Here is a 23,180-nt window from a genome sequence, read left to right as displayed (position 1 = left end):
ATCCACCAATACCGTCATGGCATGGCCGCATCAGGAACAGGCAGTCACCCCCGCCTGCGCGGGGAGGACCCCTAGCTTCGAACAAGTCGATTGGCCCCAGGGGAACGAGTCTGCTGGCCCCGATTGGCGATCTTCAAGGCTTGTCGTGAACGAGTCGATTGGCCCCACTATGGGGTCGCTGTAGTCGTGGCGTTCGGATGCCGGTCAGGGGCCCTGAGGGTTGTTCCGCAATTGATCTCGCGGAGCAGACGCGCGAGTCGATGCCTGAGCGAGTCTCGTGGGACGCTCACATTCATGTCAACATAGGTTGACGCACCCCGCCTCGTCAACCTATGTTGACATGATGGGTAATCAAGCGCTTCTTGCCTGCGGGATGGCCGCTGGCCCTGTGTTCACCCTCACGTATCTACTGGAAGGCGCCGGCCGTGTGGACTACAGGCCGTTCCGTCATCCCGTCAGTTCGCTCTCCCTCGGCCGCGCCGGGTGGGCGCAGACCGTCAACTTCCTCCTCACGGGCTTACTGTCGCTGATCTTCGCGGTGGGTCTGTGGCGTGTAGGGCCTTCCCAGTGGGGTGCTCTGCTGATCGGTGTGTGGGCGGTGGGCCTGCTGGGTGCAGGCGCCTTCCGGACGGATCCGGTGAGCGGCTATCCTCCCGGCACCCCTGATCAGCTCCAGCACCACACCCGCGCAGGGGCGCTGCATGACCTGTTCTCGCTCATCGGATTCCTCGCCCTTACGGTGGCCTGTTTCGTATTCGCCCTGTCCCACTCACCCGGGTGGGCCATCTACTCGATCGCCAGCGGCGTGCTCTTCGCAGCAATGATGGCCTTGGCCAGTGCCGCGTTCAGCCAGCATCAACGCTGGGTCGACCTCGGCGGACTGATCCAGCGCCTCTCACTCACGATCGGCTGGACCTGGCAGACATTGCTCGCCCTGCGCATCCTGCGCACCTGATGGTTGCCGAGTTCCTCGCGGCCCTGGTCGAGGGCGAGGGCATTCTGTTGCGCCTCGTCGAGCCGGGCCCGCAGGCGCTCCAACTCCCGGTCGCGGACGGCGAGGACGGCGGCGGCGGCGGGGTCGCCCTCCGGGTCTGGAACGTCGACGGTCCAGGCGGCCATCCATCCGTTCCAGATTTCGCTGATCGCCGCCGCGTACTGCTCCCGCAGCGAGTTGTCCGCCGCATCCCTGCTATGGCTCGGGGTGGTCCATACAGATCAGATGGGGTGCTCCGGCTTCGGGCAAGTTAGGCGCGTAGGACGTCGGAAGTGTTTCGACCGAAACGCTTCCGGGACTTCCGTTCGAGGCGCGGCAGCACGTCTACGAAGTGGTTCGGCCGAACCACGTCCTGGATGGCCGCTCGGCGGCGACGGGCCGGCGCCTCTGTCGAATCAGTACCGCTGCCGGGTGCGCCCGCTCGGTGGCCGCCCTGAGTAGGGTCGGGGACCGGTCAGCCCGTCTGCCTCACCCCGGGCTGACCGGCATGCCCGGACTGAGCTACCGTTTCGCTCCATGAAGGCTGGCATGGCACTGACGCTGGTCATCGTGGGGGCAGCCGCAGTGGTGGGTTCCGCCGCGGAGGAGACCCACACGAGCAGAGACAGCGGGCGCAGCAGCTACGGCAAGTCCGGCGAGCCGGGCCAGACCCCTCAGGACCAGGACCCCTCGGCGACCGCCCCCGCCCAGGACGGCACCGCGTACACCCCGCGCAGGACCACGGAGAACGCCCGGATCGGCACGGTCTTCGAGAAGGACGACCACGGCGCCCACTTCTGCACCGCGAGCGTGGTGCAGAGCCCCGCCCGGAACATGCTGATCACCGCGGCCCACTGCGCCTTCGACACCGACGCCGGGAAGCCGGTGGACGACCTGGTCTTCGCCCCCGACTACCGCAACGGCAACGAACCCACCGGCCTGTGGAAGGTCAACAAGGTCGTCGTCGACGACCGCTGGGCCAAAACGCAGGACGAGGACCTCGACGTCGCCTTCCTCACGGTCGACCCGAAGGACGGCAAGAACATCCAGGACGTCCTGGGCGGCAACAGCCTCGGCATAGATCGCGGCTTCAACAACGAAGTCAAGATCACCGGCTACCCCACCAGCCGTGACACCCCGATCTCCTGCCAGAACCGCACCACGAAATTCAGCGACACCCAACTGCGAATCCAGTGCACCGACTTCGAGGGCGGCACGAGCGGCAGCCCCTGGCTCGCCGACTACGATCCCAAGAGCCACACCGGCACCGTCATCGGCGTCCTGGGCGGCCATGAAGGCGGCGGTGACGAGGACGCCGTCTCCTATGCCGCGTACTTCGACAACGACATCGCCAAGCTCTACCAACGCGCCCAGGACGAGGACGGAAACTGACCCCGGCCTCCCGCGCCCTCGCACGGCCGTCGAGAGCCTGACTGCGGCTGGACGCTTGCTAGCGCGGCTCACCCCCGCCTGCGCGGGGAGGACGGTGGTTTATCTTGCGGGGTTGGCGAGGGGTGCGAGGCTGAGGAGGCCGCAGCCGTAGGACTTGCCGCGGCCGATGCCTTCGAGGATGCGTTGCTGCAAGGTGGTGTGGTCGGTGACGACGGCGGTGCCTTCGAAGCGGGTGCGGGTATGGCGGATGTGGTGTTTGTCCTGGTGGCGTTCGCCGCGGGCGGCGGTGAGCGGTGTGGTGTGGGTGCTGGTCAGTTTCAGGCCGGAGCGTTCTTCGGCCTGTCGTGCCCACCAGTCGTCGGCGTCGGCGCCGGACAGGGGGATGACGGCTTTGGCGCCGGTGGCGGCTCTGATGGTGTGGCCGGGTTTGCGGACGGGGTTGGCGTCGATGCGGTAGCGGACGGCCAGGCCGTTGCTGAGCAGGCTGATCAGTGCGGAGATATCTTTGGTGGTGGTGGTGCCGTAGCCGGCGGGAAGGCGGCTGGGGTCGGGGTGTTCGCGGCTTTGCAGGAGGATCTGTGGGCTGCGGGCGGGGCCGGCGGTGTCTTCTATGCGGAAGAGGACACCGAGCGTGTTGCGGGCGGTGGGGCCGAGGCCGTCGGGGAAGAGCATCATCCGCCGGTGGTGCATGCCGACGGCGCTGGCCAGGTCGCGGCGTACGTCGCGGTGGCGGAGGTCGGGCTGGATGCGGGTGAGCCACAGCGTCATGCCGCACCTCCTTGCAGTTCGCTGTTGGTCGAGTTCAGGTAGGTGTGCAGGGCGGTCAGGTAGGCGGTGCCGAGTCCGCCGCGGGGGGTGTCGGGGAGGTGGACGGTGTCTGCGCCCCAGCCCCCGTCGCTGGATCTCCGGCGTCGAGCGGGTGAGCGCACACTGACGCACCGCGGGAAGCGTCTCAGAACGAAGCGCGCCGCGGGCCCGTACGTGGCATGGCCGGGCGCGAGCCTCGCCGCTGAGGTGACACCAACCTCATGAGACGACACAGTTAGTCCGCGTCCCCGGCATCGACGTCCTGCTGTTGGGCCGTCAGGAAGCCTTCCACGGACTGTCGTAGGGCACCTGGCCAGCGACGCATCGGCCTGCGCCAGTACCCGACCTGCGCGAAACCCTCTTCGGACGCCGCCGGCGCAGCAAGTAGCCCGGCCCCGGTATCGCTCTGATGCTGTTGGTTTATTTCGAGGCTTGGGTCTATTTCGCTCCGTCGAAGATGAGCTCGGCGGGGCGAATGGCTGCGAAGTGGCTGGTGCGGGTGCTGGCCCGAGGCGTTTGGGTGATGTGGGCATCGATGCGGGCGAGGTTGATCGCGGCGCCGGTGAGCTGGTGCTGCAAGCTGGTCTTGGCCAGGCCGCCATAGCGGGATCTGCGCAGGCCGCAGCGTTGGACGGCCTGGGACATGGTGCCCTCGTGAGGCTGCCATCCCCTATCTCGGTCTGCTGCCGCTCGCGCTGGGCCTCAAAGCCGCCTGGCAGGCGTGGAAAGACCATCGAGAGGGTGCTGGGGGCGAGGAGGAGCGGGCCAAGGAAGGCGGGCCGAGCCCACTGGAACATGAAGGCGTCACGGCGTGACGCTTTCTGAAGGGATTGCCTCTGGCGATAGGCCCGAGTGCGGCACCTCGTTTCTCTGGCACTGCTGCCGTGTCTCTATGCGGACGCGTTGGGGGAGGTTGTGTCGGTTCCGGACGGCAATTTTTGGATGCGGCACGCCGCCGCTTCGTGGTGGGATGCGCCGCATGAGCGACCTATCGCTGCGTGCCCGTATCGAGCAGTATTACGCCACTGTGCCGTTGCTGTTCGCCGACGCCGAAACGTTCGGTCCGTTGCGGCTGTTTGTGCGAAAGGAGCCAGGAACCCCGTACTACGGCGGTCCGAGTCACGCTCAGCCCACGACAGAGGGCTCCGCGGTCGTCACCGCCGCCGACATCGCCCGGGTGCGTGCCCGGCAGCGCGAACTCGGCGTGCCGGAAGCCTTCGAGTGGCTCGCTGAGGCAGCGCCGATGCTGCGCGCCCGTATCGAGGCCGTCGGGCTCCCGGTGGAAGAACGCCCGCTGATGGCCCTCGACCCGCACCGCCCGGTGCTCCCGCAGCCTCTGCCGGACGGCGTCACGATCCGCGCGCTGTCGGCCGAGGACCCGGCGCTGCCCGCAGCCCTCGCCCTTCCCCGCCTGGCTTTCGCCGAGGCGGGCACCGCGGTGGGCTCGGCGGGCCGCGCGGAACTGTCGGCGGCGGCCGAGGAACTGACCGCGGACGGCACGGTCGCAACGATCCGCCCCGCCATCCACGCCGGGCACAAGACACTCATCGCTGCCCTCGCCCCGGACGGCACCCCGCTCGCCGCCGGCCACTACCACCCGACGAACGGCACGACCGAGATCGGCGGTGTCGGCACCCTGCCCACCGCTCGCCGCCAGGGTCTTGCCGCCGCTGTCACGGTGGCCCTGGCCACCCACGCCCGCGACCACGGGGTGCATACCGTCTTCCTCGCCTACGCGGAGGACGTCATCGCCCGTATCTACGCCCGCCTGGGCTTCTGCACTGCCGATATCACCCTTCTGATCGCCAACCAACCCGCACGGTCGTAGGCTCGGGACAGTAACCGCTTCAGGTACAGGCCCGTTGGCTGCTGGGGCAGCGGGCTGCAGCACCGGCTGCACCTCTGGACGCTCTTCCTTCGCGGGTCAGGGGGTTCAGAAACCCGGGAGCGTTGACCGCTAGTAGCTGTCGTAGCTGGGCTTACCGTTCGGCCGGTAGACGCCGAGGATGGTGCCGCCCTTCGTCGTCGAGACGCTGACGGGCTCCAGCGCAGTGGGGATCGCTCCGTCGGCGAACAGCCGCTTGCCGGTGCCGATGATCACCGGATGGATGGTCAGCCGGTACTCGTCGACGAGGCCGTGCTGCATGAGGGTCTGGGCGAGGTCGCCGCTGCCGACGACGTTGATGTTGCCGCCGTCGGACGCCTTCAGCTTGCGTGCGGCATCGACGATGTCGCCCTCCAGCAGCGTGGAGTTCTGCCACTCGACGGACGTCCGGGTCCGAGACGCCACGTACTTGTGCATGCTGTTCATCCGATGGGTGAACGGGTTGTCGGGATCGGCGGTCGGCCAGTACGACGCGAAGATCTCGTACGTCTTGCGGCCGAGCAGCATCGCGTCGGAGTGCTCGTACCAACCGGCGATGGCCGCGCCGACCTCGTCGTCGGCCACCGGTTTCTGCCAGCCGCCGTGCTCGAAGCCGCTCTCAGCGTCCTCGTCCGGACCGCCCGGCGCCTGCATGACGCCGTCCAGCGTCAGGAACGTGCAAACGATGATCTCGCGCATGGTGCGCTCCCTTCGTCGACGGGTAGACCGCACAACCGCCGAAAACTCATCGGCGGAACTTCCGCGGCGCAGCGCTATAAGGCTTGTCCCCGCAATGACGTTCCAGTGGTGCGGGTGGGCGTTGTGGGGAACCGGACGGCGTGCGTTCGAAGAGGCGGTGTACGTAGCACGATCATCCTTCCGAGAGCTCGCCAGCGCCGATCACCGAGCAGGTCTCGGTATCCACCGGGAGCCAACAGTCCTTGGCGCAACTCGAAGAGTCGGCACTGATACGGCCGATACAGTGGGCTGGTGATCACCAATCCCAAACTCCAGATAACCATCGACTGTACTGAGCCCGAGCGGCTCGCGGCATTCTGGGCCGCTGCACTGGGTTACAAAGTCGAGTCGCCGCCTGCACCGTTCGCTACCTGGCGCGCGTACTGGCTGGACCAGGGCCTGTCAGAGGAGGAGCTGGGCGCAGGCGACTGCAGTGACTCCGTCATCGATCCGCTTGGCGTCGGCCCGCGGATCTGGTTCCAGCAGGTACCCGAGTCGAAGGTCGTCAAGAACCGGCTCCACCTTGATCTGAGTGTGAGCGGAGGCCGTAGCGTCCCGTTTGCCACTCGCAAGGAGCGAGTGCTTGCCGTGGTGGCGCGGCTGGAGAGCGTGGGCGCGTCCCGGTTGCGCATCGAGGAATCGGATAGCTCGGGTTCATTCTTCGTCGTGATGCAGGACCCGGAGGGCAACGAGTTCTGCGTTCATTGAACAATTGGAGGCGGTAGAGCGTGCGGCCGGCTCGCCGCCTATCCGGTGAGGGCGAGATTGTGCAGCCGGGCGATGCCGAGCATGGCGTGGTGGACGCCGTCGCCCTTGAGGCGGCAGTCGCGCAGGGTCCTCCAGTTCTTCATGCGGGCAAAGGCGTGCTCGACGCGGGCGCGGACTTTGTGGTGGGAGGCGTTGTGTTCCTCTTTCTAGGGTTGTCCCGCAACTGATCTTGACCGGAAGGTGGTTGGTCAGGACTGGATCCTGGGGACTACTGGGGCGCTCCGCCGCCATGGTCGCGTCGTTCTCGTGGATTGTCCGGTTTGATCACTTGGTGTCCAAGGCGGCTCACCACGTACAACAACTACATGCCGAACGCCAAGGGCGTCATCATCGGCGAGCAGCAGCACTTCACCCAGAACAACACCGACGGCGTCGACCCGACGCTGTTCGCCCAGCTCGCCGGGTACATCGGCCAGGTCAGCACCACCCTGGGCATGTCCGACGCGGACCGAGCGGAGCTGGAGCGCGTCGCCCCGGACCTCATACTGAGGCGACCTCCGAGAACCCTGAGCCGGGCCGCCTGCGCCAGTTTGCCACCCAGCTCAAGGACAAGCTCGTGGAGGCCGGTACCACCATCGCGGCCACGATGGGCGCTCAGATGGCCGACCAGGCCCTCGCCGCGCTGGTCCAGTAGCCCTTATGGCAATGCCACGAGCCCCGGAGGATCCGTCATGACATCCCCGGGGCCCGGCTCGGGGGTCGCAACGTCCAACGACGTTGCGGCCCCCGCCGTCGTGCGCGGGTATTCGACTCTGGCGGTCCGCGCCGTCATGACCTGCGCTGCGGCGCATCAAAGCTCGTCAGCGGTCACGTTGTGGCCACCTACCGGGACGGCCGACGACCCGTCATGCTGAACTGAGGCGAACCAACACACACCACATGACCGAACTCTCGTGACCAGCATGAATCACGCTCTGCCCTAGCACTCCTGCCAGAGGATGAGCCCGCGCGTGAAAATCGCGCCCCCTGCTGACGCCGTCCCCCAAGGCCGCCCACATCGCACAGCCTGTGATGGCTTCAACAACCCCTGCATTATGGATTGTTACAGGGTTATCCAGGGGAGGATGTCGGGAATGAAGGTTCTGCTTACTGCGCATACCGCGGGCGAGGGCACAGTCGGCTCTGGTGGCGCACAGGTAGGAGAAGGCGGTATGCCTGACGGCGACCGCATCACTCATTTGGAGCGCCTGCAGCGGTGGCTCGTCGACGAGCCCGAGTTCCGGGGCCTCGTGACCCAGGTGCGCGCCGCACCCGGTACCGACCACATGGCCGCCGGCGTACTCGAGGGACTGCTCCTCACCCTCGGCTCGGGAACCGTCGCCGTGCTGGCGAGGACGCTGCCGATCTGGCTGCGCCAGCAGCGATCCAAGGTCGAGATCGAGTTGACTCGAGATGAAGGCACGTCAGTGCGCATCAAGGCCGACAACCTCCAGGACGCCGAGTCGCTGGTCCGCCGCATCCTCGACGACGCCTCGCCCCGGGACTGAGCCGTGCGACCCGAAGTGTCGCCGGGTACACGGCTGCCAGATCCGCAACGGACGCGCGTGGTGATGGTCGGCACGCGTTCGTACGCCGCCGCCTCCGGCCTGTCCGAGTTGCCGGGGGTCACCGGCAATCTGCGCACTTTCGGCCGCCTGCTGCGCGAGGGTCTTGGCCTACTGGGCGAGCACTGCCTCGCGTTTCCGGACGCTGGCTCTGACCGTGCGGTGTGCCTGGCGGTGCGCACGGCCGCGCGGGAGGCGGAGGATCTGCTGCTCGTCTACTTCGCGGGGCATGGCCTCATCGAGCCGGACTCCCACGAGCTGTACTTGGCCCTGCAGCACAGCGATCCCGACGACCCCCGCTACTCGGCGGTGCGGTTCGCGGAGATCCGGGACATGGTGGCAGCCTCCCGGGCTCGTAACCGCGTGGTGATTCTCGACTGCTGTTACAGCGGCCGGGCGATCGTCGATACGATGGGGGCGGGCGACAATGCTGCGGAAACCGTCGCCTTGGCGCAGACCGAGACACGCGGGGCGTACACCCTTACGGCCACGTCCGCCAACATGCCGGCCATCGCGCGCTCCGGCGAGCGGTACACGGTCTTCACAGGGGCGCTCATCGGCCTGCTCGAGGACGGCATCGCGGGCGCCGGGCCCTACCTCACCCTGCAAGGCCTGTTCGACGAACTTCGCCGCACACTCGACCCGCAGCCACGCCAGCAGGGCACCGACAGCGTGGGCGCGTTGGCGCTCTCCCCGAACCCCCATCCACAGGCCGTGCCTCCGCCGCGCGTGGAGGAGTCGGAGGGCGGGGAGCGCGGCCGGGGCTCCGCCATAGAAGGCCGGAAGCAGTACGAGGCGTTCCACTTCCGTACGAATCGGAGGCGGGCGGCGTGGCAGCGCGGCATCGTCTCGATGGTCACGGCGGGCCCGCTGGCCAGCGTCCTCGTCGCTTTCGGCGTGATGGGCTGGGAGGCGCCGAGCGGGACGTGGCTCGACGTCATGGGCGTTGCCTTGCCGGTCCTGAGCGCGCTCGCCTTCTTGACGCCGCACGCGGTGCAGTACGTCCCCGGCACATACGAACTAACCGTGGACGACGAAGGGTTGCATCTGCTGATTGGCACGGATCGGACGATGCTGCGCTGGGATGAGGTGCATTCTGTAACTGCCGTTCGCCTCGCTCGCCGACGCGGCTCCCCTCACCGGCTCCTCGTCCGCCCCCGCGGCGGATTCGTGCCAGCGCGACGCCGTGCATGGCATCCCCATATGGACCGTCAGGGCAACCACCTGATCTTCTGCGACTTGCGCCGGCTGCGGGGGCCCTCGGGCTTCGTCGCAGCGGCGACGGCCACGCACGCCGGTGCGCTCTGGGATGACTCGTACGGCATGAGAGGCAAGACCAGCTTCCACTTCGGACGGAACGTGGAACCCCGTTTCATGCTCCTGACTGCGCCTTGCAGCGGCGTCGCCATGTACGTTGCCGGGTCCTGGGTGTTCACGGTAGTTGCGGCCTTCCCCCTCCTGCTGGCCTTCGCCCTCACGCTTGCTCCCGTCGGTATGCACATCGACGACTGGGGACTGAGGCTCCGTTTCCTCCATCGTGTGGTGCGCCGGCCTTGGCAGGACATCGACGACGTCAGGCTTGTCTGGGACGAGTCGCTCGAGGTCTTCTATCTCCGAGTGCGCACGTCGTCGACCGCCCGTGGCTGGCCGCTGCCCTACGATCCGGTGACCGGCGCCTACAGGATGGATCTCAACCTGATCGACTTCACGGTGCCGGAATTCTCTGCGGCTTTCCGCAGATTCGCCGGACCGTGCTGGCAGGGTGAGACCGAGGAGTCGGACCTGGCTCACGCGGGGCCAGATGCGGAGGCACGCTACTCCGGCCGGTTCGTGGGACCGGCGACCGCTCTGACCGCGTGGGTTCTGCCAGCGGTCCTGTTCGCCATCGGGGTGTGGTGGACATTGCAGGTCGACGCCTTAGTGCTGTGGGCGTTCGCTGCCATGTGCGCCCCACTCTTCGCCCTCCTCTTGCGGTCGAAGCTTGAACTCAAGCTGGACCAGGATGGTTTCACCCTGTCGGCGGGGCGGCGGCGCACCCACGTACCCTGGCAGGACGTGAGCCGCGTGACCGTAGTGCGCCCCGGCCGTGCCGCCGAGTCCGTTGCGTCCCTGGTCGTCTGGTTCAGGGACGGGGCGCGGGTTCCACCCAGATGGCGATGGGGCAAGTGCTTCGAGCCCTGGTCCGGCGGGGTGCGGATAACCAGGTGCCAGGCGGCTGGGGTCACCTCAGTCATGGTCACCCCAGCCCAGCTGGACCGGTCCTTGCAGCACTTCGCTGGAGCCGCCTGGCAGCCCCATACCCCGCAGGAGACGTGACCCCCCTCCCGACTGAAGCGTGTTGCCGAAGGCCGTGATGTTGCAGGTCAAAGCCTCACCACGGGTGATCTGATCACGCGGCCAGGGCGAGGTTGTGCAGGTGCGCGACGGCCCGGACCGCGTGGTGGAGGCCGTCGCCGCGCTGCCGGCAGTCGCGCAGGATCTTGTAGTTCTTCAGCCGGCCGATCGCATGCTCGACTCGCGCACGGACCCGGCAATGCTCCGCGTTGTCGGCTTCCTCGGCGGCCATTCCTGCAGTGGCTCACCGAGAGCGCCCGCCGCTACCTCACCACCCGGGACAGCCTCGAAGGCCCCGACCGCGTCCGTATCGCCACCAGCGCGTACGCCAACACCGAGGACCGCATCGGCAGCTTCCTCACTGAATGCTGCACCCGCGACATCCAGGCCCAGCCCTACCTGCGCGTCGAACAGGGACTGCTGTACACCGCCGATGCGGTCTGGTGCAGTGCCGGTGAAGGCATCCGCCCTGCCGGCACCCGCGCCTTCGCCACCCGCGTCAGGCAGGAAGTCGGCCTCGCCTCACCCGCCGACATGATCATATCGAGATCCGTGCGCTCCGGCACCAGCTGCTCGTCCTGCAGCGCCAGGTCGGCAGGCCCGTGTTCGCCGACACCGACCGCGCGGTCCTCGCCGGCCTGCTCCACCACCTCCCGGCAGCGAAACTGCGGCATCTCCTGCTGCTGGTACGCCCCGACACCATCCTGCGGTGGCACCGCGACCTGCTCCACCGTCGCCACGCTGCGACCTGCGTGCCGGAACGACGCGGACGCCCACCCACCGTCCGCTCGGTCCGCGCCCTGGTCCTACGCCTTGCCCGAGAGAATTCCTCCTGGGGCTACCGCAGGATCCACGGCGAGCTTGCAGCGCTCGGTATCAAGACCGCCGCCTCCACCGTCTGGGAGATCCTCCGCGAGCACGGCATCCCGCCCGCGCCCGAACGGCAAGCACCACCTGGGCTGACTTCCTACGCGGCCAGGCCGAGGCCCTGCTCGCCTGCGACCTCTTCGAAGTCCGCACCCTGACCGGGGCACGCTTGTACGTCTGTGCCGTCATCGAGCACGCGACCCGCAGGGTGCGGATCCTGGGCGCCAGCGCGCACCCGACCGAGGACTGGATCGTGCAGCTCGGGCGGAATCTCCTCATGGACCTCCAGGACGCCGGCAGCAGGGCCGGGTTCCTGATCCGCGACCGTGACTCCAAGTTCACCGCCGCCTTCGACGCCCTGATGCCCGACGCCGGACTGAAGGTCGTCACCACCGGCATCCGGATACCGCGGATGAACTCCCTCATCGAGCGCTGGATACCAACCTGCCGGCGCGAGCTCCTGGACAGAACCCTGATCTGGAACCAGAGCCACCTCCTCCACGCGCTCCGCGAGTTCGAGGACTTCTACAACGGGCACCGCCCACACCGAACGCTCAAACAGGCCGCTCCGTTCAACCCGCTACCCGAGCCGATTCACGTGCCAGCACAGGTCCGGCATCTGGATGTCCACCGACGAGACCGACTCGGCGGAACCCTGCACGAGTACCAACATGCGGCCTGACCAGGTCGGATGACTATTCGGCACCTGCAGAGTCCCCTGGGCCGCCGTGCCGGGACAAGATCTTCAAGGGAGCGGTGAGCGTGTTCGCACAGCTCTTACCTTGTCGTTTCCTTGTCAACGGTTCAGTGCCAGGCGACCACGGTGACTCGATGTCATGACATTGTCAGTGCTTGAAGGAGTCCTTGGACCTCTCTTTCGCGCCCCGCATCATGCCCCGCGCTTCGAGAGCGGCGCCCTTTGCTGCGAGGACATCCTTGTGCGCCGCGTGGGCCGCCTTTCGCACGGTCTTTCCGACAACCTGTTCGGCCTTTGCCTTGGCTTTCTCTCCAACACTCATCTCAATACCTCCGCCCTCACTGGCCGAGTGCCCTTGAGACAGGGGCAAAACCCTGAGCAGGCGGTGTTTTGTGCGCCGCACCCTACGGCAAGAACTTCGTCCGTGCGCGCCGTGCGGCTCAAGCCGTACAGCATTCATGCTCCCTCAGAACGTCGAAGAGCATCTCGGCGCCGCGGCCTCGGCGCGAGACTGGGCGCGAGGGTCAGCGGGCGTTGCGGCTGCCGGGTGGGTCCTGAGGGTCGACGCCAGTGGTGGCGGATGCGTCTCTGGTTCCGCTGGGACGTGGGGAGCGACCCTTGGGGCCGGTGTCGTGCATGCCCTTCTCGTCACTGCGGGCCTTGCTCTGTTCCTCTCCCCGGTGGCTCACGCTCTTCACGGGCCTGCCGTGCGGATTTCCGGCCTCCTCTTCGGAGGCCTTGCGCCTGGGGCCCTTGTCGGGAGCGTGCTGGTCGGGAGCGTGCTGGTCGGGGTGCAACGAGCGGTGGGTGCTCGGGTTGTCCTGTTGGCGGGTCTCGTCGACGTCCGGAGACCAGCCGTGCTGGTGGGTGCCCTTGTGCCGGCTGGGGCCCTCACCGTGCGGGGGCTGGGATGACTTCGGCTCCTTTGCCATGGCCTGGCCTGCCTTCCTTTCCTGCACTGAGTACGGACTGTGTGAGCACTACGGATTTGCGGAGCTCCCTGTGCCGATGCGATTGCTACCAATAGCGCTTGCGTCCGCCGACGCCGTGGCCGAGGGCGCCCACGATCCACAGGACGACTCCGATGACGACGAGGATCACGCCGATGGTCCACAGGATGCTGATTCCGGCGACGAGGCCGATGACGAGCAGAATGATGCCCAGGACGATCATGGTGTCCTCGGATTTCGCTGTGATGCCTCGTCCAGAGTAGGCACATCCGCGCCCCCAACGAGCTGTCGTCCACAAAGGGCGGGCGTTTGCCGAGGCGGGCTGGTCCAGGCGCGGGACAGGCGAACGAACCGCTGGCGGTGGTGCGCCGCAACTGACACGCGGACGCCTCAGGCGTTTGTGGCGAAGTACTGGCGGCGGATTGCGGTGCCGGGCTGCACGGGCCGGCGAAGGCGGGGAGCGTCAGCGCGGATCAGGGATTAGGCTCCGATGTCGCCTCGGGCTCCGGACTGCCTGTTCGGATCGGCCTGGCGGGCCTGCGATGGCTGGTGTCGCACCACGGGTAGGCGCGGCTGCGGCGGCAGGTGCACAGGGCCACGCAGAATCGGTCGGACGACACGGTGGTGCCGTCGTCCAGGGTGACTTCGACCGGGCCTTCAACGAGCAGGGGTCCCGCGCGCTGAACGGTGATGCGGCGGCGTCGTTCAGAGGAGTCGTTCGGCACGGATGATCACCAGCTCTTCCTTCTCGTCATCGCCGACCAGCAGGCCGCGGCTATGCAGCCAGCTGCTTCGGGAGCGGAGGATGGGGCCGACCGCGATGTAGCGGTGTTCCACGACATCCGCGTTCAGGCCGGCCGCCCGCAACAGCCTCAGCGTCTCTTCCGCGCCGCTCAGGGCGGACTGGACGAGGAGCAGAACTCCGCCCGGCCGGAGATGCGCGGGTGCGTCGCGGCATATCCGGTCCAGCAGAAGACGGCCGTCATGGCCCGCGTCCCAGGACCGGGCCGCGCCGCGCCGTGGGCAGTCGGCGTCGGGTGAGGGTACGTACGGCGGGTTGGACAGGACGAGATCGAAAGATCGGCCTGACACCGGAGCCAGCAGGTTGCCGCGCCTGACGCGCAGCGGAAGTCGCGCCAATGCCGCGTTGACCTTGGCGTTGAGAACCGCCCGCCAGGAGATGTCGACGGCTGTGACCTTCGCGCCCAGCCGTGCGGCGGCCAAAGCGACAGCTCCTGTACCTGTGCCGAGGTCGAGGACATGGGCCTGCGCAGGGAGGGGTTCCCGGTGCAGGGATTGCACGAGCAGGTCGGTGTCGTGTTGTGGGGCGTAGACGCCGGGAAGAGCAAGGGGAGTCATGGGGGTTTCATCTCCGGTTCTCGGGGGTGGAGGAGAACCTGTTCGGGCCGGTCCCCGCTGGTCAGACGGGCGTACGTAGCGATGACTCGCCTGCCCGCCACGCGCCGAGGAGTCGTTCGGCAAGGCGGTCCTCGACGTAGTTGGTGGCGTCCACGCCGAACGCGACGTCGCTGTCCAGGTGGGGTTCTTCCTCGAGGAGGCCCGCGACGACTTCCCGGCGTACGACCTGCTCATGTACGGCGTCGGCCTCCACGTGCTCGTCGTAGAAGTGCTCGGCGGCCGGTCCCGCGCCGGTGCGCCGCATGGCCTGGGCGAGCCGCCGTGAACCGGGCGACGAGGTGATCTCGACGGTGGCGAAGTGACCTACCAGTGCGCCTCTGAGGGCGCGGTGCAGTCCGAAGAGGGACATCAGGTTCACGACGGCGAGTGCCTCGGCGCCGGCAGAGTCGAGATACCGCCCGTAGGTGGTGTCCAGGCCGAGGTCGGCCATGAGGTCGGCGAACAGCCGCGCGTGCACACGATCCGCCCGGCCGCCGCCGAACTCGTCGAACTCCACGGCTGCCATTCCGGCCTTCGCCCGGCCCCACAGGCGGGGCAGCACCCAGGCGTGCGGATCGGCCTCCTTGAGGTGGTACAGCGACCGCTGCGCGGCGTATTCGCGTAGCTGCCACAGTTCGCCGTCGTCCTGGAGGTAGTGGGTGACTCCGATGCCGTCCGCGGGCTCGACGAGCAGGTCGTCCAGCGCCTCGGCGGCGCGTTCATGCCGTGTCGCCTGGTGGCGCAGGGCCTTGAGGAAGGGGCGCTCCAGGGCTGCCCGGGCCTTGAGCAGGTCGGGGTCCCATTCACGGGCGGCGTCCACGTCGGCGAAACCCCGGTAGTGCAGCTCGTAACAGAGATAGAGGCCGAGCTGCCAGTCCTCGCCGAAGGGGGATGCGTCTGCGATCGTCCCATTGTCGGGAGGCGGCCCCGTACTTCTCAAGTACTCAGCAATCGCCGTCGAAATGGGGCCCCGGCTCGGCGGCAGCGGCGGTTCTTTCGACCAGAAATCCATGTGTACGGAGTACCCGTGATCCAGAACGTCTCACATGGTGTTCCTGGGGCAAGGAGCTGTCTGCGTGGACAGCGGCATTGCCGTTTGCCGCGTTGCCGGGGGTCAGTCGGGGGGCGGCAGCAGTGTGCCCAGCGGCCCGAGGTCGAGGTTGAGATCCTCCATGGTCAGTCCGTACTGGGCGCACAGGTCGCTCATGCGGTCGTGGAGGAGCATGAGGGTCGCTCCCAGGCGTTCTTCCTGTTCGTCGGTGAGGTCTCCTTGGTCGACGCGGTGCAGGGCCTGTCGTTCCATGAGCTGGCGCAGCAGTTCCACGAGAGTGAGGACGAGCTTCATGAGATCCCGTTCGACGGTGTCGCGGTCGGAGCTGATCCGCCGGGCCGGGGAACGCGAGCCCTTGCCGGCTGGCGGGTCCAGGTCGCGGGGTGCGGCGGGCAGCAGCCGGAAGGCGCGTGCGGCGGCCTCCGCGACCTCGTCGGCGCGGCTCGACGGCCGCCTCTCTCCCTCAGTCGTCATGGTCGCCGCCTCGCGGCGGATTCGTTCTCGTCCATGGCGAGGGGTTCTGCTCACTGATGGAAACGATCAGGGCACGCAGTGAGATACGTACCAGATCGATGTCCGCGATGGACAGCACGACGTCACCGGTGAGGACGACCCCACCGCTCAGAAGTCGGTCCAACAGATCGATGAGAGCGACCTGCCGCTGAGGCAGACGCTCCGCCTCGGGCGCAGGGCCAGGCGTGATCACGGAGGTGCTCCCTTTGCAGCTGCAGCACCGCCGGATTCACCGAGTGGCATGGCGAAGGAGTACGGAGCCCAGGGGCCGGTGGCCTCGACCCGCACCCCGTCCAGCCCGTCAGCGGCATGTGCCACGTCGGCCAGGAAGTCGTCGCAACGGTTCAGGGGCACAAGGTACGCGTCATTGACGACGTTCTCGCCGCCGGCGCCGGCCGCGTCGGCGAGAACACCCTGCTGTACGCGATGCCGGACACGGTCGGAGGCGTGCTTGCGGCCTGCGGCCTCCACCCGATCGGCGGCCTTCTGCGCCGCCTGGTACACGGTGTCGCGAACACTTTGCTGTTGCCGGCGGTTACGCAGGTAGGCGCGCCCGGGGGTGAGATCTGCCGCGGGAACAGTCGGCGCCGCCGCGGCGGCCGACGATTCGACGTAGATCTTGACACCCCATTCGACATGTTCGGCGAGTCGAGCCAGGCGCTCCTCGAACATGGTCCGCCCGGCTGCCAGCACCTCCCGCGCCCGGTTGTCGTCGAGATAGACGGTTGCCAGGCGCAGCGGAAGGACGGTGGTGCGCTCGCCCAAGGCCTCGATGACGCCGTGGTGAGCGCGGGCCACCGCCTCCAGCCACTCCAGGTCCTCGAGATGCTGCTTGAGAGCGTCCTCCTGGAAGTCCTGCGTGGGCACATGGCTCACCGCGAGCCCCAGCTGATCGTCACCGGAGTCGGTGACGAGGCTGACCGGGGTGTCGGCGACGCCCCGGAGCGGCGCGGTTGCCTCCCGCAGTCCCTCGGCGTTGCGTACCACCGCATACGCGTATGTAAGCGGGTCACTCATCGCGAGCACTTCCCCGGCGACGGCTGCGCGTGTCCCGGGGCGCTTCCTCCTTTGGAGGGAGGGCGTGGCCCTGGCGGATGGCATCGATCTCGGCCCGCAACCGGCGGTTCTCCTCGGCCAGTGACTGTTCACCCCTGCTCCGAGAGGACAGCGACGGGTCGTGCTCCCACCAGTCGATGCCCATTTCCTTCGCTTTGTCGACGGAGGCGACCAGGAGGCGCAGCTTTATGGTCAACAGCTCGATGTCGAGAAGGTTGATCTGTATGTCGCCCGCGATGACGATGCCCTTGTCGAGTACCCGTTCAAGGATGTCGGCGAGATTCGCGGAGGATCCCTGCCCGTAGGGGGGCGCTGATCGGGACGGATAGGAACCGAGCCTGTTGGCCAGGGGTTCAGTCACGGTTGCGGCCTCGTATTCCCTCGTGCCGGATCAGGAGTGTCAGCCCTGCCGAAAGGCACGGATCTCCTCCAGCCGGTCGAGCAGTTCGTCCTCGCGCTGGTCGAACGTCTCCTCGTCGATGTCGCCTGCGACGAGGAGACGTTCGAGCTCGGCGAGTTCTCGGTGCACCGGCGCGGGGTCGTAGTACTGGCTCTCGGCTTCCTCCCGGACGCGCTCCACGACCCATACGACGCCGCGCACGGGCGCCAGGGGAAAGGTGACGAGCTGTGTGAGCAGGCCCATGAGAACTCCTTCAGACGAAGCTGTAGGGGGGCAGGGGACCGTTGAGCCGGAAGTCGAAGTCGTCGCCCATCTGGTGGGCGACGCTCAACTCCGAGGTGAGGAACGTCTCTTCCTGGTCCTCGGTCACCAGGAACGACACGTTGAGAAAGTCCGAACCCGTCGGCTGGGATGTTTCGAGCGTCCGGGCGAAGGGGCGCAGTGCTTCGACCACACCCGCTGCCAGCGCCTCCTGTCGTGCCATCACTTCTTGGGCGACCAGCTCACCGAGTCGTAGCGACGCGTCGGGGTCGGCGGTGCCGCTGCGGATCTCTTCATTGAGTTCTCGCGCCACGTCCGACTCCCGCAGGATCTGCCGCAGCAGCGCGTCTTCGTCCTGCGACGCCTTGAGGTGGTACTCGGTGCACCCCTCCAGTACTTGAAGCCTGTCCGTATAGTCCGCGGCATTCTGCTCCAGAGCCAGCAGGACGGCCTCGTCGTTCTCGGCGATGAGGCCGAACCGCATGGGGAGCACAGTGCCGTCAGCCATGAGGCGCTTCTGCACTTCCTGGTGGGCGATGATGTCGCGACGCTTGGGGCGTAGATCCTCTGGCGCGTCGCTGACCACAGCGCACAGTGGTCCCGCTGTCACTGCCCGCAGGCCCGCCGGTGACTCACCGACTCCGCTGAGACCGTCGAGGCGGAGCGGGTGCTGCTTGCCGGTGATGGAGTAGATGTATACGGCCATGGCTCATTCCTTCTCGCCGGGCGAGCCTTATTCGCGCTCACGTCGGGAGGTGCGCCGAGCCGGCCGCCGTCGCCTCTCCACGGGTTCCTTTTCCTTGCCCTCGTCTTCTTCCTCGGCCTCCTCCTCTTCGCCGCCGTCACGGCCGGTGATCCCCTTGAGGGAATCGGTGACCGCTTCCGCCGCGCCGGAGAGGGCCCCTTTGGATTTGCCCTTGGCCCCGCTCTCCACCGTGTCTCCGACGATGTCGGTCAACTGGGCGGGTGCCTTCCTCCCGGTCTCGAGGTCGAGACGGTTGCATGCCTCGGCGAAACGCAGATAGGTGTCGACACTGGCCACGACAATACGAGCGTCGATCTTGAGGATTTCGATCCCCACCAGTGACACGCGGACGAAGACATCGATGACAAGCCCGCGATCCAGAATGAGTTCCAAGACGTCGTAGAGGCTGGTGCCACCGCCACCACCGCGCGCGACAGCGCCTCCACTCTGTGGCACCACCGTCATGGTGCCTCCCTTCATGGCCGTTGCGGCCTCAGCCCAGCCGGTCGATCTGGCCGCGGCTGTAGCGGCGCGTCCTTCGGTACTCCACCAGGTCGCCTTCCTCGTCCAGCGTCACTCGGTAGGTAGCCATCACGCTCGTGGTTTCGGGGACGCGTTCCAGTTCGAGTACCTCCACGTCGGCTTCCCAACCGGTTTCGGTGGATTTCAGTGCCGAGACGGATTCGGGGGCCCGCCCGAGCAACTCCTGAAGTTGTTCGACGGCGGAACGAATGGCCCAGGCTGCGTTGCCCTTGCCGGAGCGTCGCCGGGGGCCACCTGTGGTTCCCCGGTCCGTGCTGCGGCCACTGCTGCTGGATCGCCGCCGGGGTTCTGCTGCGGCCATGGTCTCTCCGGTGGTCGGAGCGCGCGTCATACTCCACGCACGAACACTATAATTTCATCATATAGGGGTACATATGGTCGGGCATGGATGGCTTTGAGCGAACCTGCCCGGTGGGGTCACGACCTGCCCCGGTGGGGCCGCATGGCGTGCCCGGGGTGCTCTCAGCGGGCCGAGAGATGCGTCGCGTGCGATCCGCATCTGTCTCAATCACTGGTTGAGCAGGGGATGTTGGCCCGAATTCGAGTGTGTTCACCTCCCCTTTCCGAAGGGAACCGCCTTATGAACGACACGACCAAGATCGGCCTCGCCGCCGCGGTCGCAGCCGGGTACGTGCTCGGGCGTACGAAGAAAGCCCGTTTCGCCTTCGGGCTGGCAACTTATCTCGCAGGTCGCCGATTTGGGCTCGATCCGCAGCAGCTGGTGACGACCGGTCTGAAGAAACTCGGTGACGTTCCTGGAGTCGCCGAGCTGAACGAGCAGGTGCGCGGGGAGTTGCTGGACGCCGGACGCAAAGCCCTGGCCGCCACCGCCGACCGGCGCCTCGCCGACCTCGCCGACTCTCTCCATGAGCGCACGCTGCGCATCGGTGAGGAGAAGGGCGAGGAGGAAGAGGGCGAGGAAGAACCGGAGGAGGGCGAGGAGCGCTACGAAGACGAGGAGGAACCGGAGGAGGAAGAGGGCGAGGAAGAACCGGAGGGGGAATTCGAAGAAGAAGAGGAGGAGGAAGAGGAGGAAGAAGAACCAGAGGAAGAGGAACCGGAGGCAGAAGCGGAGGAGGAAGAAGAACCGGAGGAGGAAGAGCCAGAGGAAGAGGCTGAGGAGGAGCCGCCACGGCGTCGTCGCCGCCCGGTAGCGGGAAGGAAGCGCGCGGCCAAACCCTCTCCCCGTCGGGCAGCCGCCAAGGAAGCCGCTCCCGCCAGGAAGAGGACTCCTGCGAGGAGAACTCCCGAGAAGAAGGCTCCCGCGAAGAAGACCGCGGCGCACAGGCCCCCGGCCAAGAAGTCGGCGGCGCAGAGGCCCGCGGCCAAGAAGACTGCCGCCAAGAAGTCGGCGCCGGCGAAGAAGACCGCGAAGAAGTCTCCGCCCCCTGCCAAGAAGGCGGCGGCGAAGAGGGCACCGACGAAGAGCGCGTCGGCGAAGAAGGCCCCATCCAAGAAGGCGGCACCCGCGAAGAAGGCGACTGCCAAGAAGACTCCCGCGCGGCGGAGGTAGGTCATGGCCGAGAAAGAGCGTGACTCCGGCCGGGGAGAGGGCTCCGGCCTCGACATGTTGCGCGACGAACTGACCGACTTCCTCGGTGCTCAGGTCGAGCATCTCGTCGACAAGGCCGGGGAAAAGTTGGGGGATGTCACCGACCAACTCCTTGACACGGCCGAGAACGGCGGATCTCTTCTCGGCATCGGCGGACGCATTCTCAAAGGTGATTCCCCCTTGAAGGCGTTCGTCGGTGAGAAGGCCAAGGGGCTCAAAGACAATGTGATGGACAAGGTCAAGAACGTTTTCGGCGGGGGACGCGGAGGCAAGTCCGGCAGCACCAAGGTGATGAACATCATTGAAGTGCTGGACGTCGGTGTGCCGATCCGCGTGGCGTACAACTACTGGACCCAGTACGAGGAGTTCAGCGACTTCACCAAAGGCGTACGCAGTGTGTCCCGGAACGACGAGACCGCCAGTGACTGGAAGGTGAAGGTCGGTCCCTCGACTCGCGGTTGGAAGGCGACGGTTCAGGAACAGGTGCCGGACGATCGAATCGTGTGGAGCTCCGAGGGTGCGAAGGGCACTACTCACGGCTGTGTCAGTTTCCACGAACTCACGCCCGACCTGACGCGGATCGTGCTTGTCGTCGAGTACTACCCCTCGGGTTTCTTCGAGAAGACGGGCAACCTGTGGCGTGTTCAAGGACGCCGTTTGCGGCTGGACTTCAAGAACTTCCAGCGCTATGTCACGTTCGCCGACGAGGACGTCGAGGGCTGGCGCGGAGAGATCCGCGACGGCGAGGTAGTTCGCAGCCATGAGGAGGCACTGGAAGAGGAGGAAGCGGCAGGGGAGGACGAGGAGCAGGAGGGGTACGACGAAGAGGCGCCCGAGGAAGAAGAGGAAGAAGAGGAGTACGACGAAGAGGGGCCGGAGGACGAGTACGCCGAGGAGGAAGAGGAGGAGGACGACGAGGACGAGCGCTGACGCGGCCCGAGCCGTGCGATTCCCCTCGGCGTGACCTGCCCCGAGAGTTGGTCGGCTGGTGTTCCCGGACTCTCAGACCTCGTCTTTTGGCCGGAGTGAGCGACCGGTTGGAGAAGTCATCGGACGGGCGCGGGCGCGGGCGCGGCGCTTGAACCACTGCGCGATCACCCGCGTCCGGCGCGATATCGACGTCGACGACACGAGCCCTCGAAGATGCGGACCAGCCGTACGTCCTCGATCAGTGTCGGTTCCGCTTACGGAGGTGGCCCGTTGCCCTTTCGGTCATCTCATGTGCCTTGGCACGCAGCTGTTCCCCACGTCCAGCCTGCTGCATCGATGAGTCCCCCAGCGCCTTGCCGAGAGTCTCCTTCATCTTGCCCCTGATCTGATGCACCTTCGCATTGCCCTTGGCCTTGGCCATCGGAATCGCCGTCCTCTCGAAGACGCTGGGAAACGCGGTCCGTCCAGGACCGACACATCTCTGTTCACCGTGCGCTTGCCCGCGGGGCCCGGCAACTGGGAGTACCTCGTGCTCGCAAGCGGGATCCGCTGCTGAGGCAGGCCGTCGGTGCCCCGCCCTACTGTGCGCGGTGCGGTTTGTGGTGGGCGACCTGTAGGCGGACGTCGGTGTGCATGTCGGGGGAGCCGGTGGACCGACGAGCGGTACGGAGCGGGCCGTCGTCCAGGGCGTCGAGGGCGGCGCCGGGTGCACCCTGGGGGGTGAGAGCGAGCGTGATGTGGGTGCGGGGGTGGACAGGCCGGCCGGTGATGTGCACGGTTGCATGCTCAACGCCCGGCTGGGCACCGGCTTCGGCGGCGATCGCGTCGCTGAGCGCGTGGTCGCGCAGTTCGACGCCTTCCTGCGGGGGTGTGCCGCCGACGGGCAGCGCTCCGGGGTGGCGTCGGTGCAGTTGGGCGAGCAGCCACCACAGCGCGAGCAGGGCGACGAGGGTGAGGGCGGCGATGACCGCGGGCCACCACCACCAGCCCTGACCGCTCCAGCGGGCCCGATCGGCGGAGCCGAGCAGGACGTCGTGCGGGGTGGTCAGGGGCCAGCCGACGGGCGGGACCAGATGGTGTCGCCGGTAGACGTCGAGTCCGGCGAAGAGAATCAGCAGACCGCCGCCGAGCAGTACCAGTCCGGCGAGGGCCAGCAGACTGCGGTTGAGTACGGTTCGCGGCGTCATGGTGTGGGCTCCGGTGTGGGGGGTTTCGCTCAGTCGGTGCGTTGCCGCACTCGTACGACGATGCGGGGAGGGCGGGCGACGGCGAGCTGATCGCGCTCCTCGTCGAGGACGGCGGTGAGGTCGTCCTTCACCTGCTGGGGGTCGCGGAAGCGGACGTCCGCGCGGGCCTTGACGCGATGGCGGCGCACTCGGACGCGAGCCGTGCTGACTCCCGGGACCCGCATGGCGGCGTCGCGCAGCAGGTCGGCGGCGCCGTCGCGGTCCAGGCAGGCCCGCAGCCCGGGCGCGGGGGAGCGCAGGGGCAGCCAGTGGCGTAGGCCGGGGGTGAGGGCCAGGACGATCAACCAGATGCCGAGCGCGGCGGCCACGGCGGTCCCCGTGAGCACCCACACGTCGTCCAGGGGGCGGGTGGCCAATTCGTCGGCCAGGTGCCGTCGCCAGGCTGCCGCAGGGCGTCCCGCCCGTACGGCGACGACGTCGAACAGCGCCGCGACCGCCGCCACGAGAATCACCGAGGCGACCAGCGCGGCCGGAATGCGGCGCGCGGACCACGGGCGGTGCGTGCGGTGCCCTCTGTCGTGCTCGCCCACCGCCAAGTCCGGCGCAAGGG

At 67.4% G+C, this 23,180-nt stretch carries 27 protein-coding genes and 5 pseudogenes; 10 read left to right on the top strand and 22 right to left on the bottom strand.

What is annotated here, in order from left to right; all coding sequences use genetic code 11:
• The first annotated feature begins 340 nt into the window (after positions 1–340).
• Entirely contained in the window at positions 341–955 is a 615-nt protein-coding gene (locus tag ACFZDJ_RS19590; protein ID WP_391060408.1) for a DUF998 domain-containing protein, read from the top strand.
• A 555-nt stretch (positions 956–1,510) separates the two neighbouring features.
• Entirely contained in the window at positions 1,511–2,365 is an 855-nt protein-coding gene (locus ACFZDJ_RS19585) for a trypsin-like serine protease (RefSeq protein ID WP_391060406.1), read from the top strand.
• A 99-nt stretch (positions 2,366–2,464) separates the two neighbouring features.
• Here ACFZDJ_RS19585 and cas6e read toward each other — a convergent pair whose 3' ends face one another.
• From cas6e to ACFZDJ_RS19570, 3 genes and pseudogenes are all read right to left on the bottom strand, one after another.
• Positions 2,465–3,133, bottom strand: a complete 669-nt coding sequence (cas6e, locus tag ACFZDJ_RS19580) for a type I-E CRISPR-associated protein Cas6/Cse3/CasE (protein WP_391060404.1) — start codon at positions 3,131–3,133, stop codon at positions 2,465–2,467.
• Entirely contained in the window at positions 3,130–3,294 is a 165-nt protein-coding gene (locus ACFZDJ_RS19575) for a hypothetical protein (RefSeq protein WP_391060402.1), read from the bottom strand. Before ACFZDJ_RS19575 ends, cas6e begins: the two co-directional genes overlap by 4 nt.
• A gap of 316 nt (positions 3,295–3,610) precedes the next feature.
• Positions 3,611–3,826 (bottom strand): annotated as a pseudogene (locus ACFZDJ_RS19570) (transposase); the annotation flags it as partial.
• 325 nt (positions 3,827–4,151) lie between these two features.
• Here ACFZDJ_RS19570 and ACFZDJ_RS19565 point away from each other — a divergent pair.
• Complete coding sequence (locus tag ACFZDJ_RS19565) at positions 4,152–5,000, top strand: GNAT family N-acetyltransferase (protein ID WP_391060400.1); 849 nt, start codon at positions 4,152–4,154, stop codon at positions 4,998–5,000.
• A gap of 129 nt (positions 5,001–5,129) precedes the next feature.
• On the opposite strand, the gene ACFZDJ_RS19560 is transcribed toward ACFZDJ_RS19565, so the two are convergent.
• Positions 5,130–5,735, bottom strand: a complete 606-nt coding sequence (locus tag ACFZDJ_RS19560) for a dihydrofolate reductase family protein (RefSeq protein WP_391060398.1) — start codon at positions 5,733–5,735, stop codon at positions 5,130–5,132.
• A gap of 291 nt (positions 5,736–6,026) precedes the next feature.
• Here ACFZDJ_RS19560 and ACFZDJ_RS19555 point away from each other — a divergent pair, with 291 nt between their 5' ends.
• Positions 6,027–6,482 carry a VOC family protein gene (locus ACFZDJ_RS19555; protein ID WP_390935116.1) on the top strand — a complete coding sequence of 152 codons (456 nt, stop codon included), beginning with the start codon at positions 6,027–6,029 and terminating at the stop codon, positions 6,480–6,482.
• A 38-nt stretch (positions 6,483–6,520) separates the two neighbouring features.
• Here ACFZDJ_RS19555 and ACFZDJ_RS19550 read toward each other — a convergent pair.
• Positions 6,521–6,688 (bottom strand): annotated as a pseudogene (locus ACFZDJ_RS19550) (transposase); the annotation flags it as partial.
• A 1,005-nt stretch (positions 6,689–7,693) separates the two neighbouring features.
• Between ACFZDJ_RS19550 and ACFZDJ_RS19545 the strand changes: the two are divergent.
• Positions 7,694–8,029 carry a hypothetical protein gene (locus ACFZDJ_RS19545; RefSeq protein ID WP_390935120.1) on the top strand — a complete coding sequence of 112 codons (336 nt, stop codon included), beginning with the start codon at positions 7,694–7,696 and terminating at the stop codon, positions 8,027–8,029.
• Positions 8,030–8,092: 63 nt separating this feature from the next.
• The gene (locus ACFZDJ_RS19540) at positions 8,093–10,402 is read left to right on the top strand and encodes a caspase family protein (protein ID WP_391060587.1); all 2,310 of its coding nucleotides are present in this window, start codon (positions 8,093–8,095) and stop codon (positions 10,400–10,402) included.
• Positions 10,403–10,475: 73 nt separating this feature from the next.
• Here ACFZDJ_RS19540 and ACFZDJ_RS19535 read toward each other — a convergent pair.
• Positions 10,476–10,652, bottom strand: a pseudogene (locus tag ACFZDJ_RS19535) (transposase family protein); the annotation flags it as partial.
• A gap of 2 nt (positions 10,653–10,654) precedes the next feature.
• Between ACFZDJ_RS19535 and ACFZDJ_RS19530 the strand changes: the two are divergent.
• Together ACFZDJ_RS19530 and ACFZDJ_RS19525 are read left to right on the top strand one after the other, a co-directional pair.
• Positions 10,655–10,966 (top strand): annotated as a pseudogene (locus tag ACFZDJ_RS19530) (DNA primase); the annotation flags it as partial.
• Positions 10,963–11,969 (top strand): annotated as a pseudogene (locus ACFZDJ_RS19525) (integrase core domain-containing protein). The pseudogenes ACFZDJ_RS19530 and ACFZDJ_RS19525, both read left to right, overlap by 4 nt.
• Positions 11,970–12,132: 163 nt before the next feature.
• On the opposite strand, the gene ACFZDJ_RS19520 reads toward ACFZDJ_RS19525, so the two are convergent.
• The 14 genes from ACFZDJ_RS19520 to ACFZDJ_RS19455 form a co-directional block, all read right to left on the bottom strand.
• Complete coding sequence (locus tag ACFZDJ_RS19520) at positions 12,133–12,306, bottom strand: hypothetical protein (protein ID WP_384918582.1); 174 nt, start codon at positions 12,304–12,306, stop codon at positions 12,133–12,135.
• Positions 12,307–12,508: 202 nt separating this feature from the next.
• Positions 12,509–12,916, bottom strand: a complete 408-nt coding sequence (locus ACFZDJ_RS19515; RefSeq protein WP_391060396.1) for a hypothetical protein — start codon at positions 12,914–12,916, stop codon at positions 12,509–12,511.
• An 85-nt stretch (positions 12,917–13,001) separates the two neighbouring features.
• A complete protein-coding gene (locus ACFZDJ_RS19510) occupies positions 13,002–13,157 on the bottom strand; it encodes a DUF6131 family protein (RefSeq protein ID WP_390935127.1) in 156 nt (51 codons plus the stop codon).
• A 250-nt stretch (positions 13,158–13,407) separates the two neighbouring features.
• On the bottom strand, positions 13,408–13,659 hold the full coding sequence (locus tag ACFZDJ_RS19505) for a CDGSH iron-sulfur domain-containing protein (RefSeq protein ID WP_391060394.1): 252 nt from the start codon (positions 13,657–13,659) through the stop codon (positions 13,408–13,410).
• Positions 13,640–14,293, bottom strand: a complete 654-nt coding sequence (locus ACFZDJ_RS19500; RefSeq protein ID WP_391060392.1) for a HemK2/MTQ2 family protein methyltransferase — start codon at positions 14,291–14,293, stop codon at positions 13,640–13,642. The genes ACFZDJ_RS19505 and ACFZDJ_RS19500 overlap by 20 nt, the downstream gene beginning before the upstream one ends.
• Positions 14,294–14,354: 61 nt before the next feature.
• Positions 14,355–15,344 carry an iron-containing redox enzyme family protein gene (locus ACFZDJ_RS19495; protein WP_391060390.1) on the bottom strand — a complete coding sequence of 330 codons (990 nt, stop codon included), beginning with the start codon at positions 15,342–15,344 and terminating at the stop codon, positions 14,355–14,357.
• 102 nt (positions 15,345–15,446) lie between these two features.
• The gene (locus tag ACFZDJ_RS19490) at positions 15,447–15,857 is read right to left on the bottom strand and encodes a gas vesicle protein GvpK (protein ID WP_391060388.1); all 411 of its coding nucleotides are present in this window, start codon (positions 15,855–15,857) and stop codon (positions 15,447–15,449) included.
• Complete coding sequence (locus tag ACFZDJ_RS19485) at positions 15,847–16,086, bottom strand: gas vesicle protein (protein ID WP_168518194.1); 240 nt, start codon at positions 16,084–16,086, stop codon at positions 15,847–15,849. Before ACFZDJ_RS19485 ends, ACFZDJ_RS19490 begins: the two co-directional genes overlap by 11 nt.
• Complete coding sequence (locus ACFZDJ_RS19480) at positions 16,086–16,913, bottom strand: GvpL/GvpF family gas vesicle protein (protein WP_391060386.1); 828 nt, start codon at positions 16,911–16,913, stop codon at positions 16,086–16,088. The genes ACFZDJ_RS19485 and ACFZDJ_RS19480 overlap by 1 nt, the downstream gene beginning before the upstream one ends.
• Positions 16,906–17,313 (bottom strand): gas vesicle protein, encoded by a 408-nt coding sequence (locus ACFZDJ_RS19475; protein ID WP_168514070.1) that lies wholly within the window; start codon positions 17,311–17,313, stop codon positions 16,906–16,908. Before ACFZDJ_RS19475 ends, ACFZDJ_RS19480 begins: the two co-directional genes overlap by 8 nt.
• Positions 17,314–17,352: 39 nt before the next feature.
• On the bottom strand, positions 17,353–17,595 hold the full coding sequence (locus tag ACFZDJ_RS19470; RefSeq protein WP_390935140.1) for a gas vesicle protein GvpG: 243 nt from the start codon (positions 17,593–17,595) through the stop codon (positions 17,353–17,355).
• A gap of 10 nt (positions 17,596–17,605) precedes the next feature.
• On the bottom strand, positions 17,606–18,319 hold the full coding sequence (locus tag ACFZDJ_RS19465) for a GvpL/GvpF family gas vesicle protein (RefSeq protein ID WP_391060384.1): 714 nt from the start codon (positions 18,317–18,319) through the stop codon (positions 17,606–17,608).
• Between the two features lie 27 nt (positions 18,320–18,346).
• Positions 18,347–18,823 carry a gas vesicle structural protein GvpA gene (locus ACFZDJ_RS19460; RefSeq protein WP_217575509.1) on the bottom strand — a complete coding sequence of 159 codons (477 nt, stop codon included), beginning with the start codon at positions 18,821–18,823 and terminating at the stop codon, positions 18,347–18,349.
• Positions 18,824–18,851: 28 nt separating this feature from the next.
• The gene (locus ACFZDJ_RS19455) at positions 18,852–19,202 is read right to left on the bottom strand and encodes a gas vesicle protein (RefSeq protein ID WP_168514078.1); all 351 of its coding nucleotides are present in this window, start codon (positions 19,200–19,202) and stop codon (positions 18,852–18,854) included.
• A 279-nt stretch (positions 19,203–19,481) separates the two neighbouring features.
• On the opposite strand from ACFZDJ_RS19455, the gene ACFZDJ_RS19450 reads away from it, so the two are divergent.
• Together ACFZDJ_RS19450 and ACFZDJ_RS19445 are read left to right on the top strand one after the other, a co-directional pair.
• Positions 19,482–20,414 (top strand): histone protein, encoded by a 933-nt coding sequence (locus ACFZDJ_RS19450; protein WP_391060382.1) that lies wholly within the window; start codon positions 19,482–19,484, stop codon positions 20,412–20,414.
• A 3-nt stretch (positions 20,415–20,417) separates the two neighbouring features.
• Positions 20,418–21,383 (top strand): SRPBCC family protein, encoded by a 966-nt coding sequence (locus ACFZDJ_RS19445; RefSeq protein ID WP_391060380.1) that lies wholly within the window; start codon positions 20,418–20,420, stop codon positions 21,381–21,383.
• 578 nt (positions 21,384–21,961) lie between these two features.
• Here the strand turns inward: ACFZDJ_RS19445 and ACFZDJ_RS19440 are convergent.
• Complete coding sequence (locus tag ACFZDJ_RS19440) at positions 21,962–22,570, bottom strand: alkaline shock response membrane anchor protein AmaP (protein ID WP_391060378.1); 609 nt, start codon at positions 22,568–22,570, stop codon at positions 21,962–21,964.
• 29 nt (positions 22,571–22,599) lie between these two features.
• Positions 22,600–23,160 carry a DUF6286 domain-containing protein gene (locus tag ACFZDJ_RS19435; RefSeq protein ID WP_391060376.1) on the bottom strand — a complete coding sequence of 187 codons (561 nt, stop codon included), beginning with the start codon at positions 23,158–23,160 and terminating at the stop codon, positions 22,600–22,602.
• Positions 23,161–23,180 lie beyond the last annotated feature (20 nt).

The organism is Streptomyces sp. NPDC007896, from assembly GCF_042959425.1.
Classification (GTDB): Bacteria; Actinomycetota; Actinomycetes; order Streptomycetales; family Streptomycetaceae; genus Streptomyces.
Note: the sequence above shows the minus strand (reverse complement) of the source record. Positions and strands in the feature narration are given on the sequence as shown.